This window comes from Paraburkholderia madseniana (assembly GCF_009690905.1).
Taxonomy (GTDB): domain Bacteria; phylum Pseudomonadota; class Gammaproteobacteria; order Burkholderiales; family Burkholderiaceae; genus Paraburkholderia; species Paraburkholderia madseniana.
Map to the genome: position 1 here is coordinate 1 of NZ_VOSW01000148.1, position 17576 is coordinate 17576.

9 protein-coding genes and 7 pseudogenes are annotated in these 17576 nt (G+C 59.7%); 11 read left to right on the forward strand and 5 right to left on the reverse strand.

Annotated elements, in window-relative coordinates; translation table 11 throughout:
* Nucleotides 1-288: 288 nt before the first annotated feature.
* From FSO04_RS49105 to FSO04_RS46970, 3 pseudogenes are all read right to left on the reverse strand, one after another.
* Nucleotides 289-1278 (reverse strand): annotated as a pseudogene (locus tag FSO04_RS49105) (methyl-accepting chemotaxis protein); the annotation flags it as partial.
* Between the two features lie 69 nt (nt 1279-1347).
* Nucleotides 1348-1884, reverse strand: a pseudogene (locus FSO04_RS49110) (MCP four helix bundle domain-containing protein); the annotation flags it as partial.
* A gap of 125 nt (nt 1885-2009) precedes the next feature.
* Nucleotides 2010-2369, reverse strand: a pseudogene (locus FSO04_RS46970) (hypothetical protein); the annotation flags it as partial.
* Between the two features lie 1124 nt (nt 2370-3493).
* Between FSO04_RS46970 and FSO04_RS41640 the strand changes: the two are divergent.
* From FSO04_RS41640 to FSO04_RS41660, 6 genes and pseudogenes are all read left to right on the forward strand, one after another.
* Nucleotides 3494-4435: a substrate-binding domain-containing protein gene (locus FSO04_RS41640; protein WP_154567203.1), complete on the forward strand. Its 942-nt coding sequence runs from the start codon at nt 3494-3496 to the stop codon at nt 4433-4435.
* A gap of 554 nt (nt 4436-4989) precedes the next feature.
* A pseudogene (locus FSO04_RS48925) lies at nt 4990-5307 on the forward strand (hybrid sensor histidine kinase/response regulator); the annotation flags it as partial.
* Between the two features lie 288 nt (nt 5308-5595).
* On the forward strand, nt 5596-7059 hold the full coding sequence (locus FSO04_RS41645) for a PAS domain-containing sensor histidine kinase (protein WP_414693522.1): 1464 nt from the start codon (nt 5596-5598) through the stop codon (nt 7057-7059).
* Nucleotides 7056-7607, forward strand: a pseudogene (locus tag FSO04_RS41650) (response regulator); the annotation flags it as partial. The gene FSO04_RS41645 and the pseudogene FSO04_RS41650, both read left to right, overlap by 4 nt.
* A 560-nt stretch (nt 7608-8167) precedes the next feature.
* A complete protein-coding gene (locus FSO04_RS41655) occupies nt 8168-9604 on the forward strand; it encodes an MFS transporter (protein WP_154567205.1) in 1437 nt (478 codons plus the stop codon).
* Nucleotides 9592-11250 carry a winged helix-turn-helix domain-containing protein gene (locus FSO04_RS41660; protein ID WP_233465196.1) on the forward strand — a complete coding sequence of 553 codons (1659 nt, stop codon included), beginning with the start codon at nt 9592-9594 and terminating at the stop codon, nt 11248-11250. Before FSO04_RS41655 ends, FSO04_RS41660 begins: the two co-directional genes overlap by 13 nt.
* A 147-nt stretch (nt 11251-11397) precedes the next feature.
* Here the strand turns inward: FSO04_RS41660 and FSO04_RS41665 are convergent, their stop codons facing one another.
* Nucleotides 11398-11649, reverse strand: coding sequence for a hypothetical protein (locus FSO04_RS41665; RefSeq protein ID WP_154567207.1), 252 nt, complete (start codon nt 11647-11649; stop codon nt 11398-11400).
* A gap of 702 nt (nt 11650-12351) precedes the next feature.
* On the opposite strand from FSO04_RS41665, the gene FSO04_RS41670 reads away from it, so the two are divergent.
* The 3 genes from FSO04_RS41670 to FSO04_RS41680 all read left to right on the forward strand — a co-directional run bounded on the left by FSO04_RS41670 (nt 12352) and on the right by FSO04_RS41680 (nt 14368).
* Complete coding sequence (locus FSO04_RS41670) at nt 12352-12888, forward strand: hypothetical protein (RefSeq protein WP_154567208.1); 537 nt, start codon at nt 12352-12354, stop codon at nt 12886-12888.
* A 394-nt stretch (nt 12889-13282) separates the two neighbouring features.
* Nucleotides 13283-13660 carry a hypothetical protein gene (locus FSO04_RS41675; RefSeq protein ID WP_166618368.1) on the forward strand — a complete coding sequence of 126 codons (378 nt, stop codon included), beginning with the start codon at nt 13283-13285 and terminating at the stop codon, nt 13658-13660.
* Between the two features lie 435 nt (nt 13661-14095).
* Nucleotides 14096-14368: a DUF1488 family protein gene (locus tag FSO04_RS41680; RefSeq protein ID WP_154567209.1), complete on the forward strand. Its 273-nt coding sequence runs from the start codon at nt 14096-14098 to the stop codon at nt 14366-14368.
* 250 nt (nt 14369-14618) lie between these two features.
* Here the strand turns inward: FSO04_RS41680 and FSO04_RS41685 are convergent, their stop codons facing one another.
* Nucleotides 14619-14954 (reverse strand): hypothetical protein, encoded by a 336-nt coding sequence (locus FSO04_RS41685; RefSeq protein ID WP_174825345.1) that lies wholly within the window; start codon nt 14952-14954, stop codon nt 14619-14621.
* Nucleotides 14955-15043: 89 nt separating this feature from the next.
* On the opposite strand from FSO04_RS41685, the pseudogene FSO04_RS41690 reads away from it, so the two are divergent.
* Nucleotides 15044-16103, forward strand: a pseudogene (locus FSO04_RS41690) (IS110 family RNA-guided transposase).
* A 311-nt stretch (nt 16104-16414) separates the two neighbouring features.
* Nucleotides 16415-17371: pseudogene (locus tag FSO04_RS41695) on the forward strand (IS110 family RNA-guided transposase); the annotation flags it as partial.
* Between the last annotated feature and the right edge of the window lie 205 nt (nt 17372-17576).

Genomic DNA, 17576 nt, shown 5'->3' on the forward strand with positions numbered 1-17576 from the left:
TTTCTCGATTCTGCCTTCGGTTTCGTCATGTTTATTTTCTCTCCTAGGTCATGGGAACATAGGGCGTACCGGGAGCTACGTCCCGCACACCTGGGCTACTCGTCTACGCTCGGCCGCAAACGTTTGCACTCGTTTCCGGAGGAAGACATTCGTCCTCAAGCGGTGAGTTCCGCTCATCGCCAAAAAAGTTGCAACGCTAACTGCGGCACCTGTCGTGGTGCCAGACGGATGTCCGGTCGCTTTTGCTGGCGTACGAGACTGCGGCACCTTCCGCGCGGGGATGCCGGGTCAGCTTTCCGGCCTAGTCACACTCGACACGGTGAGCCCTGTGTCGGTCACCTTGAACACCGAGACGGCACCCTTCAGATTCATGGTTTGCTCTTCGAGTGACTGCGCTGCTGCTGCCGCTTGCTCGACCAGTGCAGCATTCTGCTGGGTCACTTCGTCCATCTGCCCGACAGCCTGATTCACCTGTTCAATGCCACGGCTTTGCTCTTCAGCCGCAGCGGCAATTTCGCCAACAATATCGGATACCTGTTTGATTGCCTGCTTGACCTGTCCCATGGTGGCGCTGACTTCCGCTGCCTGCTTCGCGCCGTCCTGAATCGTTGTCACGGACGAGCTGATCAGTTCCTTGATTTCCTTCGCGGCGGTGGCGGAACGCTGGGCCAGACTGCGGACCTCACTGGCGACGACGGCAAAGCCTCGCCCCTGCTCGCCAGCACGTGCGGCTTCGACGGCTGCGTTCAGCGCCAGAATGTTTGTCTGGAAAGCAATGCTTTCAATGACGCCGGTGATTTCGGAAATCTTGCTGGAGCTTGCGCTGATTTTTCCAATCGTTCCGACCATGCCCTGAACCGCGTCGTTACCTGCGTCGGCGATATCGGTTGCATTCGTTGCCAGTGCGTTCGCCTGACGGGCATTGTCGGCGTTCTGCTTCACGGTTTCGGTCAGTTGCGTCATGCTGGCTGCGGTTTCTTCAAGGGACGATGCCTGTTCTCCGGTGCGCGCAGACAGGTCCAGATTGCCGGCCGCAATCTGACGTGAGGCGGTCGCGATGGCGTCGGTGCCGGCGCGCACCCGCCCAACAATCCCCGCAAGGTTGTCACGCATGGAACTGATTGCGAACAGCAAGCTCGACCGGTCGCCGCGCCTCGTCTCAACTGGCACCGTCAAGTCTCCCCCAGCGATCTTGTTTGCGATAGCCGCCGTGTGGCCAGGTTCGCTACCAAGCTGACGTAGCAGATGGCGGGTAATTAGTAAGCCCAGACCGACTACGGCGATAAAGGACAGTCCCGCGATCACCGACACCATCCAAAGTGCGTGGCTGATGATCTGTGCCGCCTGATCTGTTCCCTGCTTGCCGAGTTCGACGTTGTACCCGCGGTGCGCCATCAGTGCCGCATCGAGTTTCTGGACGGCAGGAAACATCTCCTCCCGGCTCAGCGCGAACGCTTCCTGTGAGTTCTCGCGCGACAGTACAAGTACCCTGTCGCGCACGGCCTCGTAATTGGCAAGTTCCGCGCGGTCTTTGGCAAGGAGATCTTTGTCGTGATCGTCGGAGATCAACGGTTCGTATTGCCTCAACTCAGCCTCTAACTGCGTCTGTTGTTCGCCGACCTTGCTTTCGAGGTCCCTTTTCCTCGCGACATCATTCGTAAGCAGATGCTGGTAGGCCAGCATCTGCATTGTGCTGGACACCCCTTGGACGTTATCGAGGACGACTAGGCTCGGTACCGTGTTCACACTGGCGTAGCTGGCCGAGTCATATACCTGCCTGATCTGGTCAAGGCCGAGTCCCGCAACACAGAAGAGCCCGAGCGCGGCACTTGCGACCAGTACTGCAAGACGCTTCGCGACGGTCAGGTGGTAAAACCATTTCATTGCGTTCTCCGCGAAGAGCGACGTTCCCCCTTCCGGGCGTCAGTTCTCGGTCGACTAAAAAGACTTCGATTGGTCCGGTGTCCATGAAGGAGCAATTTGGGCCCGAGATGCAGAAAGGTGAATTGTCACCCCAAGCCCCATCTCCGACCCCGTCCCGTCAAACATCGCGAAGCCGGTATGGCGTTCGGTGGAAGCCTCACCGCACGTCGTGCGCTGTCGCTGTGCCACGTGGCCGCTGTCCGGAACACCGCAACCACGTCGCGCATCTTGCCAGCCTGTTCGTCCATTGACGCCACCGCAGCGGCCGCTTCCTCGACCAGTGCAGTATTTTGCTGCGTGACCTCATCCATCTGCGTGACGGCGCGGTTGCGCGAGTAGTCGGGCCGGTACTTGCAGGTCCGGAACAGCAACTCCGCGTACGGGTTGTCGTTACTCACGCGCGGCCGGCTAAACGAGGCCACGACCCCCAGGTTTTCCAGGGTGGCGAGCAACGCTTCATGGGTGTCCGACTTTCACCCTGTTCAGAACTTTTGCCAGTCTGCATCGGCAGTCTCCATTGTGGTGATGGCGTTTCCTTCTGCGCTCCTGGTCGGCGTCGCTCGGCTCTACCCGTGCAACGAAAACGGCGACCCAATCGAGATATTGCATATTAGAACGGTCTGAGCGTGCGGTTCTTCCCCCGGATGCAGTGGGAACGTTCGGGATGAAGCGTGCAGTCGTCGAAGAGAGTCAGGCAAATTGCCTCGACATGGTCTGCGTCGCTCACGGTACTGGAGAAGTCTGAACACATGGCAACACAACGCTTGGGAGGACTGGGGTGTTGCGATGATAGGTGAGCAATAGTTGCTTGCACGTCGGGAACGCTGGGAATTGCCATCCGGATGAGATGAATCGCACGTCAGGAAATCCTGACGGACTTCGATTCGGGGGCACCGGCGCCCAATGATGGGCTGCCTGGTTCGTGCCGTGAGGGAGGGCTATTCCGTTCGGGGGCAACATCTTTGGTGTTGCGCGTGGAAACAACACTTGCGATCAGTCCACGGAGGACACCGGCTGAAGGCTGCTCACGTGCCAGATCCATCCATGTGCCAGATCCATCTGGCAACCGGGCTCCGCATCAATGCGGTGAGTTCAGCCGCCGTTGTCTCGAGGCGGACATCACGTCGAATGCCAGGCCAGGACTTGCCCCGCCGACGTTGGTGCCGGTCCGCACCGCGGCGCGCAAAGAATCGCCTCTTGCGCTGGCGCTGCCCCGGTAATGCACAGGCCGCCAGGACAGAATAGGATAAACAGCCACCGCGCGTGGAAGCCGTCGAACAAGACGGGTAAAATATGCGTCATGCATTGGCACTTCTGTCGGGGCCAATTAATTTCAGGCATCCGACCAAGGTTAGCTCGCGAGACGAGAGAAGTCCAGGGCCAGGTCGGCTGCAACCTGCGGTTGAGAGCCGCTTCCGGCTGAAGCGACACCACGTCTGGAAAGTCGTGCCGGATGGGACCGAGGAGGGCGACGTGAGATCATCAAGGCGAAATGGTTGCGGCGTCGCAGGCTCTCGTGCGTTTCCCCAGACTAGCGAGGGTTGCGTCGCGGGTGTTGTGGGAGTCCACGATGCGTAGAGTCCTGGCGCTCGTTCTGCTGTTTGCCGCATTGACTGGAGCGTTACCGATCGCGTCCGCCACCAGGCTCGGCGTCGTACTCGCCGGATCATCGCTTGTTTTCTGGCAGGCGATGACAAAGGGGATCAAGCAGGCAGCCGAAGATAAGCATGTTGAGCTGGTGATGCGCAACCCTTCGGACGGTGCCTCGCTTGGCGCGCAACCCAATATCCAGCTACGGATGATCGACTACATGGTGCAGAGCAGGGTCGCTGGCATCCTGTTGGTTCCCGAGCCGCTGGCAGATGTGGCGACTCCGGTTTCGATCGCGGTCCCTACGGTGCTGATTGACCGGAGCAGCACCGATTACAACGCTATCTCCACTGTCAGCACCGACAATTTCGTCGCAGGGAAAAAGGCGGCGCTCAGCCTTGTGCCCGTCCTGCGGCGCGGAGCAAAGGTAGCAGTGCTGCGGCTCGCACCGAACATCAGTTCCACAACCGAGCGCGAGACCGGTTTTTTGAGCGTGGCGCGGGAAATGGGATGGGATGTGGTTGTCGATACCTATGTAGGGTACCGCCCCCGTGATGCGGAGGGGTTGATAGTCAAGGCCCTGAATGCCTATGTAGGGCACCTTGATGCTGTTTTCGCGCCGGCTGAGCCGATCGCCTACGGTGCGCTGCGAGTGATTGAAGCCAGGGCCGTCGGCGATCGCCCGCGCCTGGTCGTGTTCGACTGGCGCCCGGAATTCATGGATGGGCTAGAGCGTGGCGTCGTTTATGCTGATGTGGTGCAGGATCCTTACCGCATGGGTTATCTGGCGGTTGAAACATTGGTCGCGGCCTTGCAGGGCCATTCGCCCAGCTCGAAGGTATTCGTCGACGTGGTGACGGTGACGCCGAACAACATGCATGATCCGGCGATCCGCGCGGTGCTGGCAAACTACATCCAGTAGCCGCCCCAGCACAGTTTCTTGCCGGACTACTCCAGATTGCCGGGCCTGTTACGCCGCGTCGATACCCACCGCGCGGTCAGGAGCGACGTTGCCGGTAGCAATAACGAAACTCAGATTTTCGCCAGCACCTTCGTGATCGACCAGCACAACCGGCACCGGATTGAGCGGCCGGGGCGGGATGTGTGCAGGTATCGGCCGGAGGGTGCTGCTGCCGATTCCGTCGGTACCGTCAGCCGACCCAACACCACAACTGGCAGCGTCTGATAAGGCGCCCGTACGGCGCTCCTCCTATACCGCATCTTTGCAGGTATTGATTTCACATTGCAGACTTGATGCCTGGTGCCGGATACCGATCAGACCGGCGACCCTTACCCGCGGAATCGAAGTTAAAGTCACGATGACCGTCTTACCTGGAGTTGACCGTGCTAGCTGCCCGTATTGGCTCGTTGCCTAAACCTTTCAGCGCGCCGCGAGGCGGAATTGCTGTCGCCCTGCTTGGCCGCGTATTACTGTTCAGTACGATTGTGACGCTGGTGTTGACCGTCGTTCAGCTCATGTTAAGTTACCAGGCTGAGGTCTCAGGGTTGCAGAACCGCTTCAACGAAATTGAGGAGGGCTATGCGCGTGGTCTCGGCAACGCGTTGTGGGCCCTCGACAGCAAACTGCTTGAGGACCAGCTCGACGGAATGCTGCACCTGCCTATGATCCGTTACGTCGAAGTCCGCGAAACGCAGGTCGCGCACCCACTGACGGTTTCCCGGGGTTCTGGACAGGTCAAAAACACGGTCGTCAGGGAGTTTCCCGTTTACTGCTGCGACAACGACCGGCACCAGATCGGTATCCTGCATCTTGAGGGTAGTCTGACGGACATCTATCGCGATCTGTTGCGCCAGGCGTTGGTGATCCTCGTGAGCAATGCGGCAAAAACGTTTCTTGTCGCCCTGTTCATCCTGTTTATGGTTCACAGGCTCGCGACGCGCCACCTGGTCGATATTGCTGTGACGCTGCGTGGACGCACACCGGGCATCGCCATGGCTCCATTGCGGTTGCACCGGACACAGCGGAAACTTGACGAACTCGACCAGTTGGTCGATGCCCTCAACGTAATGCTCGAGGGACTCGAGCAGCATGCTGCTGAACTCCGCAGCGCGAACGCGCAGATGGCGGCGATCCTCGACAACATCCCGGACCTCGCCTGGGTGAAAGATACTCACGGTCGATACGTGGCGGCCAACCGGGCGCTGGCGCGCGCCTTAGGCCAGGCTGAACCGGCGGCCATGATCGGCAAGACCGACTTCGAATTGCACCCGCTTGAACGCGCAATGGCATACCGCAGCGACGATGTCGAGGTGATGGCCTCGGGGAGCCGCAAACGGATCGAAGAAACGCATATGGAAGTGGACGGTCGCTGGAGGTGGGTGGATACGATCAAGACACCTTTCGCCGACGGACATGGAAACCTGGCAGGCACCGTCGGCATTGCCCGCGACGTCACCGAGCGCAAGAAGGTGGAAGAGGAACTCGCGCGAACGAATGCGAGCCTGCGCTCCGAGGTCGAGGAGCGCAGGCGGATCGAAGCACGGCTGCAGTCGAGCGAGGCGCGTTTTCGCACCATTGTCGAGACGAGTCCGGTGCCGCTTTGCATTGCCTCGATGCCACACGGCACGATTCTCTACACGAATGAGCCGTTGCGCGCGCTGTTCGGCCCCGATTCGCGCGACAACGCGGTCAGTAACATCGCGGACTTCTATGCGGACGCCACGGAGCGCGACAGGCTGGTAGAGCATTTGTGCCGGGAAGGGAGTTTGCGTAACACGGAGGCCCATTTCCGCAGGCTGGACGGCACCACATTCTGGGCGATGGCGACGGCTCGCGTTGCCACGTATGACGACGCACCGGCAATCTACGTCGGCCTGAACGACATCACAGAGCGCAAGCGCATCGAGCAGGAACTACTCGAGTCGCGCGAACAGTTGCGCGAGTTGTCCGGCTACATGGAGGCGATTCGGGAGGAGGAAAGAAAGCGCATTGCGATGGAAATTCATGATGAGCTGGGGCAGTTGCTGACCGCGCTGAAGATGGACGTATCTTTGCTCAAGATGAGGCTTTCCGGTGACACGGACGCAATGAAAAAAACCGACGATATGCGTGAGCTCGTTGAAAAGACGATCTGGATGGTGCGCAACGTGGCGAACCATCTGCGGCCCGCAGCGCTGAACTTCGGGATTGTGTCGGCGCTCGAGTGGCTGGTCGAAGATTTCGGTCGACGCAACAGCATTCCCTGTCAGTTGCGGATCAATGGCTGCGAACCCGTTTTGCCGGATGCGCACGCGACAGCCATGTTCCGTATTGTGCAGGCGTCGCTGACCAATGTCGCGCGCCACGCCGGTGCGTCTCGGGCAGATGTGACATTGACGGGCAGCTACACGGCGCTGGACCTTCACGTCAGCGACGACGGTTGCGGCTTTGACACGGCGGCCGCGGTGCAGGGATACTCCTATGGCTTGCTCGGGATGAGGGAGCGCGCCCGTCTGATCGGCGCAGCGCTGCAGATCGATAGCGCGCCCGATACCGGCACGGTGATTTCGATTCACATCCCGCTTGGCGACGGACCGCAAAAATGATCAGGATACTGATTGCAGACGACCCCCCGATCGTGCGGGGCGGCTTGAAGCAGATCATCGCAACAACGACGGATATCGTCGTCGTTGCTGAAGCCGCCCAGGGCTTCGAGGTGGTCGACAAACTGCGCGCGTGCCAGGTCGATCTTTTATTGCTGGACATGACGATGCCCGGCATCAGCGGCGTCGACCTGATACGGCGCGTGCGGACCGAACAGCCGGCGCTGCCCGTTCTGGTGCTGAGCATTCACAATGAAACGCAGGTCGTTTCGCGTGCGCTGCGCGCGGGCGCGACCGGCTATCTCACGAAGGACAGCGATCCGGATATCCTGCTCGGCGCGATTCGCAAGCTTGCTGGCGGCGGCCGGTTCATCGATCCGAAACTGGTCGATGCAATCGTTTTCGAGAAACATTCGAACGATGCATCCCCGCACGAGATCCTGTCCGACCGCGAGTTTCAGGTGCTGCAACTGCTGACCGCCGGCAAGAGCATCAACGATATTGCTGAAGCTTTCGCGCTTAGTGAGATAACGACCGCCGTTTATTCAATATGCCATGATTTATCTTTTGGCGACCTTGCCGGCAGCGTAGCTTTGATCGATGAACACCGGATATCAGCATCCCTCGCATGGTGTTTCCCGTTCTCAAGCTGTCGCCCAACGTATGGCGCCTCGCTAACATTGGCTTTTAACGCACGACAAAGGAATATCTGCGGGCTTCGTCCGATATGCCCTGGCATCTCCCTCCGGTTGCCGCGCCATATCGTTGCAGAGGTCCATTAGCTGTCGGCCATCGACTTTGGCGAGCCTGAAGTTGAGTTCATCGAACATGTTGGACCTTCTCCCGGATAAGGTACAGGGTACGGTGCTGAAACGCGCTGTTGGGCCTGTCGCTGCAACTCTGGACATTTGTCTCGCAATGTCCCTCGAACACCGTTCAGGCCAGGCAAGAAATCTTTCAAACGTGCCGATTGTCGTCCAGAATATTGTGAGGAATAACGAGCATCATCCTCAGAGCCTCATTTTTGCGTAGGTATTGACAATCGAAGACACTGTCCCTGTACGACGGTCAAACGCTGGTAACCGCGACGCTTACCGACAACAGAGGTCGCATGATCGACGATTCGCTGACGGTTCGTCACGCACGGTTGAGCGCCCGCCAACGCTGGATGATTTTTGTCGCGAGCACAGGCGGCGCGCTCGAGGTATTCGATTTCGCCGTCTACGGATTTTTCGCGCAGAGCATCGGCAGCGAATTCTTCCCGGCACGAATGGGCCTACCCGCAGAGATACTGTCGTTCGCGGTCCTGGCGGCCGGTTCCACGTCGAGGCCCGTGGGCGGCATCTTCCTCGGCCGGCTGGGTGACAAGTACGGCCGGCGCCTTGTTTTCGCCTCGTCGGCAATGGTCGCTGCTGTGTCGACTTTGCTCATCGGAATACTTCCTTCATACGAATCACTGGGCGTTGCTGCGCCAACGCTCCTGGTTCTGCTACGAATCACACAGGGTTTGTGCCTGGGCGGTGAATTGCCGGGCGCGGTCATCTATGCCGTTGAAACAGCACACGCGAAACCGGGGATCTTATGCGGCATGGTGTTTTTCGCTGTCAATATTGCGCTGATACTCGCCACCAGCATCAATCTCGGCGTGCAGGTGATTTTCAAGCCAGAACAGGTCCGCGCATTCGGATGGCGGATCGGCTTTCTGGTCGGCGGTTTGCTGGGCCTGATGAGTTTCGTTGCGCGGCGCACGTTGATGGAAACCGACGAATATGCGAGCACAGTTGGCACCCGGCACCGGGAGCCGCTCGCTGTTCTATTCCGCAATCATGCCGCATCCGTGCTGACCGGCGTCGCTGCGGCGTCACTGGTGGGGGCGTCCAGTGGACTCTTCGTGGCGCACATGCCAGCCTATCTTCAGACGCTTCACTATGCTCCGCAGAAGATTGCCAGCGTCCAGACGCTGTATGTAGCCGCCATCTCGGGCTGTATCCTCGTCACCGCGTACTTAGGTGATTTGCTGTCGAGACGTTATGTCTTCATGTTTGCGGCCGTACTGTCCGCGCTGTTCGCCCCTTTCTTTTACGTTGCAGTGACCCGTCATCAGACCAGCTTGCCCCTGCTGTTTCTGATGGCTGGTGTCGTCGCTTCGTTTGCAAATGGAACCTACGCGTGTGCGATTGCGGAGATGTTTCCCGTCGACGTGCGATTCAGCGGCCTCGCCACCGCCATGAATATCGGTCTGGCCGCGCCGATGGCAATCGCGCCGCTCGCCGCCAGCATTCTTGCATCCAGTACGCACTGGACATTTGCACCCTCGCTTGTCATGGTGCTTTGCGCGACGTTCGCATTCGTTGCGTCGTTTCGAATGAAGCGTCGCCGCCGGAAGGCCGTAAACTGCGAGATGGGCAATGAGTCGCTGTTGCAGGAGCGCAAACGAATCCTCAGGAGTTCGTCAGGATTGGAGACACCGAACTCGATATCCAGCGTTACGAATTGCGTCGGGCTGGACAGCAGATCCCTCTCGAGCGCCTGCCGATGGAGTTGCTGATTCTGATGGCGTCCCGCGACGGACAATTCGTGGCGCGCGCAGACATCGTCAGGGCGCTATGGGGGGGTAATGCTTTTCGCGAAACGGACAACAGCATTAATACAGCAATTAGAAAAATCCGGATTGCGCTAGATGAAAATCCCGACCACCCATTGCATCTGACAACAGTCAAGGGGAAGGGGTATCGCCTGAACGGCACGCGGACGTCCTCCGAGGAGCCTTTGCATATTCCCGAGGAGGCGGTGCGCGTGCTGGTCCTGCCCTTCGAAAACAAGACCGGCCACTCAAGCGAGGACAGTCTCTGCGACGCGCTTGCAGACGAGACCTCCGCTAACATCGGGGTGCTCAATCCCGAGCGGATTCTCGTCATTGCCAGGACAACGGCCGCCCGGTACCGGCGGGTGAATAAAAGCATCGCGGAGATCGCGCACGAACTGTCAGTCGACTATGTGCTGGAAGGTTCGCTGACACGGGACGCAGGAAGGGTTCGCATCCTGGCGCACCTGATCCGCTGTGTCGATCAGGTGCAGATCTGGAGCCGTGCGCATGAACCGATGACACGAGGCGCACTGGATATCCAGAAAGAGGTCGGAACCGCCCTTGCTCAGGAGGTATCGCCAGCGCTCGCGCAACAGCAGCAACACATGCTCGCAAGGCGTCTGCCGATCGATCCGGTGGCGCACGATGCCTACCTGCGTGGCCGATACTACTGGACTCGGCGTGTTCATTTCGATGCAGGGTTCGCCGCACATCATGCGTTAAATGACGAGGACTTCATTCGCGCGCGGAGCTATTTCGAAAGTGCTGTCGATCGGGACCCGACCTATGCGCTCGGCTACGTCGGCTTGTCAAATGTCTTCGGCTCGACCGCCACGCATGGGTTCTACGCGCCGTTGCAGGGCTACCCTAAAGCGCGCGAATCGGCACTTCGCGCCCTGGAGCTCGACGCGAATCTTCCGGAAGCTCACCAGGCGCTTGCCGGTGTGCACTACTTCTACGACTGGGACTGGCACCGTGCGGAAGCCGAGTTTCTGAAGGCATTGCGGCTGAACCCGAGCCACGCGGAAACCAGCCGCCTGTACGGACGACTTCTACTGGTGCTCGGGCGAGAAGCGGAGGGAAGAGCGCAGTTCGAGCTCGCCGAAAGCGTGGACCCAATGGGGTTCGAAGGTTCGCGCGTATTCGGTCTCATACAGTCGGGACGATACGAGGAGGTCATCCGCGAGTATCTCGACAGCGGACACGGAAATCGATCGCCGCTGATCTACCAGTTGCTGGCTACTGCATTCGAAGTCCGGGAGCGGTATGAAGAGGCGATCGAAGCGACCGTCGATGCGTTGACACGGTGCAACGAGTTTGCTCGAGCGGCGTCCATTCGAGCGATCTGGGACTCTGGTGGCTATCAGAGGGTTTTGCAGTGGTATCTGCAGGATTTACAGGCAAGGAGCCGAAAGCGTTATACATCGCCGCTCCTGTTTGCGGAATTGTACGCACGCCTCGCACAACCGGATGAGATGTTTCACTGGCTCGAGGTCGCGGTTGCCGAGCGTTCTCCGAGATTATGTGAACTGCGCATTAACCCATGGTTCCAGCACTATCGGTCGACGGGACGGTTCCGGAAAGTCGAAAAGCATGTTGGTTACTGATCGGGCGGTCGTGGCAAAGCCCGGAAGTAGCCAGTGCATGCGGCTCGCCGACCTGGTACCGTTGGGCCTCCACGCGTACCGTAATACATTGCGCGTATTACGTCCTTTCGACGTGAAGGCCGAATGGCGGCGCAGGGCGCTGGTTCGTCACTGGCCGTGGTAGAGGTCGCTCCACAGGCGGTTTTGTTCTCCGCTTTGCTGTGAGCGAACGAGGTCCTGGTAAACCTGTTGTCGCGAGAGCTTTGCTGCGGATCCTGCTTCGCCGGTCGACGAGCTGATTGTGCCGCCGACGTCCTGGGCGGCCGGTGGAGTTGCAGACTGTACCGGGTTGTCTTGCGCCCACGCTTGTCCAAGAGAGAGGGCGACGGCGCACGTCGCCACGAGTCGAAGTGTTTTCATGTTGACTGACTCCAGCAAGGTAATGCGGACACGGTCGACAGACGGTTGGCCGCAATGGCGGTTTCGAACGACTTCGCGCGCGGCGTCTCGTTCGTAGCGCTTGCCTCATGTTGCAGTCGGACTGCAGAAATCACTATCGACGCAATATGAAGAAATCGTTAACTTGCGCAGGCCTGCGCGAGCGCGGGACCAGAGTTTGCGGCGCACTTACGCGGCAAATCCGGAGCACTCATTGCAGATGCGCGAGTCCGATCGATGATGTGAGTACAGGGTCGAGTGCCCGCCGGCTGGGCGCGTCGTCGATCATCTGCTCCGCGTAAGTGTGGGTCGGCCCGAGGATACGCGAACCGCGTAGGCCGTCGTGCGGAGGTGGCCGTTCACTTTACGCGGCAAAAAGTCTGCACGGCCTCGCCTGGAATCTTTGTTGACCCCCGTCTATAACGAATTAAGCAACGCAATCCTGGTACAGTTGCAGATCCAAAAAGTCACCTCAAGCAGACTTCCGTGCGTTTTTTTCACACGGCCTGCCAACATCCAGCCGTCAAGCCATCGTTTGACGGCAGCATTCATATCCTTCCATAGCGTCGGGCTCCGCTGCGGCAATCGTGTGCCGGGCCGCCGGCCGTCTATCGGCAAGGCAACCGTCGAACGCGCGCGAGTTCGCTTCGCCGTAGCGCTTCAACCTGTAACCAGGAGATGAACATGACCAGCAAGCGTGTAACAGTGTTGTCGGCAGCTTTGGCGTGCCTCTGCTTTGGCGGGGAAGCCTACGCCGAGGGCGAATGCTCAAACGCAACCTTAAGGGGAGCTTATGGGTTTAGCGTGCATGGCCAGCTTCTTGGATTGCTGGATACCCAAGGGCTGCATCCCTATACGACCGCAAGCATCATCGATGGCGTCGCTCTCCAGAAGTTTGATGGCGCGGGCCACTTCGCGCGCACCGATTTTCTTACCGTCAACGGCGCCCCGCGAGCCGCACAGACCGCGTTCAACCCCAATCAAACCGGGACATACACCGTGAATGCGGATTGCACGGGTTCAATGCACATGGTCTATAACAGCGGCGCTGTGCTCGACGCGCAAATTGTCGTCGCCGATGAGGGAAAAATTGTCAAAGGCATCCTCAGTGCGGAGACTGTCCCTTCGTCTGAGCCGGCCGCGGATGGTACCCAGTGTTCGGCAAATTGTGTCCTGGGCGTGCAGGTAAGCCTCGACGGCAGAAAAGTCGAGGGACGATGAGGGCCAACGACCGCGGGCCATTCTCAGAACGGCCTTATTCTGACGGCGACTGGAAAGCAGTGCGATGCTGTGCCCGAAGGCAGACGGACTGACCGTAACGAGGGACTGTGCTGATAGCGATTGGCGATGCTTCGCTGCAAGGGCGCTCAACATTCGCTTTCGGAAATTCTCCTCAACAGCTGATTTTGGTCTGGCTTCGGACGTTCGCGTGAACATGTCGAAGGGCAGCAGAGAGTCGAACTCGGCCCTTGGTTGTCGTCGCGGCCGTATCTCTAATAAGGCTTCGCTATAATCAACCGCTTCCCGACGTCGCAATGTCAAAAAAATGTCTTCCAAGCGAAACAGGTCCCCCGGCCGAGCCCGCAGCCCGCTGACGAAAGCACTTCTATTGACGATGGATCGCGCCTCCGCCGGTGAACGGTCGCTGTCCTGTCATCTTGCGCTGGTTGCATGCCGCGACGGACATGGCAACAGCCATCTGGTCAATGAACTTATGCGCGCGGTGTACCTGAGTTGGTATCTGGAGCGTGCTGGTTATGGCAACCAACCGGCGGAGCAGTTCAAGATCGCCGAATACGCGGTCGAGAACACCTTGGCCCATGCTCATGAGACGGGGGAGTGGTGGCTCGCGTCTGAGGTAATCAGCGACTTTGAAGCGCTGCTGACGCTGTATGACGCGCAGCTCGCAAGGGCTCCTCTTCACCAAGTATCCGAAGCGGAGCAGAAACTGAGGGAGTTTGTGATGGGAACGGACCATTCCCCGATCCCGTAATCGCCGTATCGGCAAACCTTGACAGATGACCATTCGGGCGTTGCCCCTGTCGACTGGGTCGTTGCACAAGTGAGTCGGCTGTCGGTACGGTTCGTATTCCTAGGTATTTGTCATAATTATATTTGTCGCTCGCGCGACCTGTTGGCCAGATTCAAATGTATGGGTGCCCGTCGTATATTCGCTTACGCCTCCCGTAACAGCTCACCACGACATACCGTTTCCAAGTCACAGTAACACGACTAACTGTCAGCCGAGAAGTCATAACCCATAAACGTCAAAACCAAGTCGATAAAGGACCGGGCTAGTCTCCTCAAGCGCGAACCTTAGTCCGCAGTCTGTGGTGGCGACTGCAACTGGCTGCCACGCGCGTTCTGGTAAATTTGTGAGCGAGCGACAGCAACTCAAACGTTCGCCGGTGAGTTTTCGAGGGATGGAATGAATGTTCTTGATTTCGCGCCCAGTGTGTCCCCAGACGGAAGCAGGATTGCCTTCCGGTCGTCTGACCGGACAGACTTTACTCAGTGCGCAATCACCCGTGAGGCACTTGAAGCGCATTTCTGGCTGCCGCCAGGCGCCGACGAAGTCCGCACGCTCAAAACGTTTGCAGATGGCCGCGAACGAATTATTGCGGTCGCGGAAAGAAAAATGCTGGCGCGGCCCGATCAGCCCGTCCTGCTGACAATCGCTGACTTCCTCGGTAAGCGCTAGACCTCCCGAAGACGACATTGCATCGCAAACCGCCGATTCCCCCTGCATGGGCGCCCGAGATCGCGAAGGACGGGATCTTGGCATCGCCCGGCCAGAAAAGCTCTGACAGTTCAATGTCGAGGCTGGTTTCAGATGTCTGGGTTCCGGCCAAGTTCAGATGTCCGCTTCCGGGTTGTTGAATATCTCTATCTGGAAGGGGTTTTGAGCACCGAGCCTGCCCGCGTTCCGGCGGTTCCCAGCACAATCTCGTTCAGGTCGCCCACGGTGAGTTCGCGTTGCTTGCGCGTCCCGGTGGGACGGACCCCGGGCGAACTTCATCACCTCGATTGGTGCGCGATGGCGAGCCTGCTGCGCGCCGGTTATCGCGCTCGGCCTGCACCTGCTGGGCAACCCTGAGCGCGTGCCCCAGACGCTTGTTCTCGATGACCGCCCCCTGATCAATCTCCGAGAGCCGGTCATAGCGGGAGCAGGGCAGAGCGCTGCCGTCCGCACGGATCTCGATGCGCCCGTCCGGATATTCATAGACGTCGATGTAGTGATGGATCCGACCGCGGTTCACGGCCGTGTCTTCGAGCAGATAGATCACCCGAATTAGTAAGGACTTTCCCGATCTCGTGGCATAGCGATATGCCAGGATTGTTGGTGCTGGGCAACCCATCTGAGAAGGGGAAAGTCATGGACAAGATTACTCGTATCGGCGTGGATCTGGCCAAGAACATCATCCAGGTACACGGCGTGGACTGCATGGAGCGCGTGGTGGTCAGGAAAGCAATCTCGCGGCAGAAGTTTCCCGAAATGGTTTGCCAACCTCGGGCCTTGCCTGGTCGCAATGGAAGCGTGCAGCGCAGCCCACTACTGGGCGCGCAAGCTGCGCGCGCTCGGCCACGAGGTTCGCCTGATCGCGCCGCAGTTCGCCGCGCCATACCGCAAGGGCGGCAAGCACGTGAAGAACGACAGGCTGGATGCCGAGGCCATCTGTGAGGCCGCAAGCCGGCCGCATATGCGCTTCGTGGCCGTCAAAACGCCGGACCAGCAAAACGTGCTGGTGCTGCACCGGATGCGGATCGGTTTCGTCGAGGAGCGTACCGCGCTCGTCAACCGGCTGCGCGGTGAGCTGGTCGAATTCGGCGTGTTCCTGCCGCAAGGTATCGACGCATTTCGCACCCACTTCGTCGAGGCACTGGAGGACGGGGCCACTGAACTGAACGGTGTCGCGCGCACTGCGTTACTGCGAGGCTGGGAGCACCTGCAGGCCCTCGACCAGCAAATCGCCTGGTGCGACGCGGAGGTTGCCACGCAGGTGAAGCACGACGGCAACGCGCAGCGCGCCATGACGGTCATCGGCATCGGCCCGCTCACCGCGTCGGCTGCGGTGGCCACTGTTGGCGATGCGCGCGCGTTCAAAAATGGTCGCCAATTTTCCGCGTGGCTTGGTTCGGTGCCCAAGCAGGCGAGCAGCGGCGGCAAGAACCGACTGGGCCGCATCACCAAACAGGGCAACACGTATCTCCGCACGCTGCTGTTTCAAGGCGCACGCTCGGCCGTAACGACCGCCCATCGACGAACTGACCGGCTCTCACGCTGGATCGTTCAGCTCCAGGCACGTGTGGGCTGGTATCGGACGCTGGTGGCCGTCGTCAACAAGCACGCGCGGATCCTGTGGGCGATTCTGGCCAAGGGCGAGCGCTTCGATCCGTCGTATATGCCGACCCGCCCGGCCCCCACGGGGCCATGAGGACACAGGCGCATACCCTGATAGATAAGTGATGACCGGTACAGTTGTATAACTCAAAACGAGGACTTCGCACGTAAGGGCTCAACAGGCATGGATAGCGACAGGTCAGACCGGCAGCGGGCGAACTCGAAGTACGACAAGGCGCTACATAGCATGTATTCGCCGTCACCCGGATGGAGTCCTGCTGCGCGGTTACTATCCTGGCCCGGGCACCGCAATCACAGTGCTCAACAAGATCCTATGTACAGGAGGGGTCGACGAACTGATACGTAAAATCAGCGTGTCGAGTCCTGTTCAAAGGAGAGAGCATCATGCGCACCGATCAGACGTTCACGACGGGTGGTGAAGAGGTGGTGCTGGCGGTCTCACTCGAGCTCGCCGCGGCAAAGTGGAAGGTCGCGCTGCACGATGGCCGGCGCGAGCAGCCGGCCGTACACACGGTGGCGCAACCGCAAGCCGCCGCCCGCCTGCAGGCCGTGCTGGATTTGATCGGCCGGTACAAGGACAAGTGGTCGCTGCCCGCGGGCGTGCGGGTCGTCGTGAGCTACGAAGCCGGCCAGGACGGGTTCTGGATCTGTCGCGCGCTGCATGCGCACGCCATCGAGTGTTATGTGGTCGATCCGGCGAGCATTCCGGTTGAACGTCACAAGCGGCGCGCGAAGACCGACCGGCTTGATGCGATCAAGCTGGTAATCAACCTGCGCGCATGGCTGCGCGGCGAGCGCGACCGCATGCACGTGGTTCACGTGCCGTCGCCGCAGGACGAGGCGTCGCGCCAGCTGATGCGCGATCGCGGCCAGTTGCAGAAGGAGGTGCTGCAGCATCGCGACCGGATGCGCAAACTGCTGGTCACACTGGGTTGCTGGGATGAGGTCGATCACAAACACTTCGCCGACCGGCTCGCTCGTGACGAGGTGAGGTGCCACGACGGCACGCCGCTGCCGCCCGAATTGCGCGAGCGGCTGCTACGCGAGTGTGAACGGCTGGCGCTGGTCAGGCAGCAACTCGCGGCGCTGGAGAAGACGCGACAGGCGAGTGTGCCGGCACCCGCGCGCCAGCGAAGCGATGACCTGGCGCGCCTGAAGGGGATTGGCGAAGTGGGTGCGTCGCGCCTCGCGCTCGAGCTGTTCTGGAGGGAGTTCGACAACCGGCGTCAGGTCGGTTCGTGCACCGGCCTCGTCCCGCAACCCTACGACAGCGGCGAGAGCCACACCGATCAGGGCATCAGCAAGCAGGGCAACCGGCGCGTTAGGTCTCTGCTGTGGACAGCGTCAAGCAGAACGTCCGGTTTACCGACATTCATCTTGGCCGGTCGGCCGAGGTGATTGTCGCTGTTTAGCCGCATTGACTCATCTGAATTGCAACTCGTGCTGACCTGTTGCCTCACGTAGTTTGCTACCAGCCGGATTGTCCGGCAGGAGCAGCACGAGGTGACGAGGCAAATCAGCATGACGACACGCAAGGAGTTGGTGA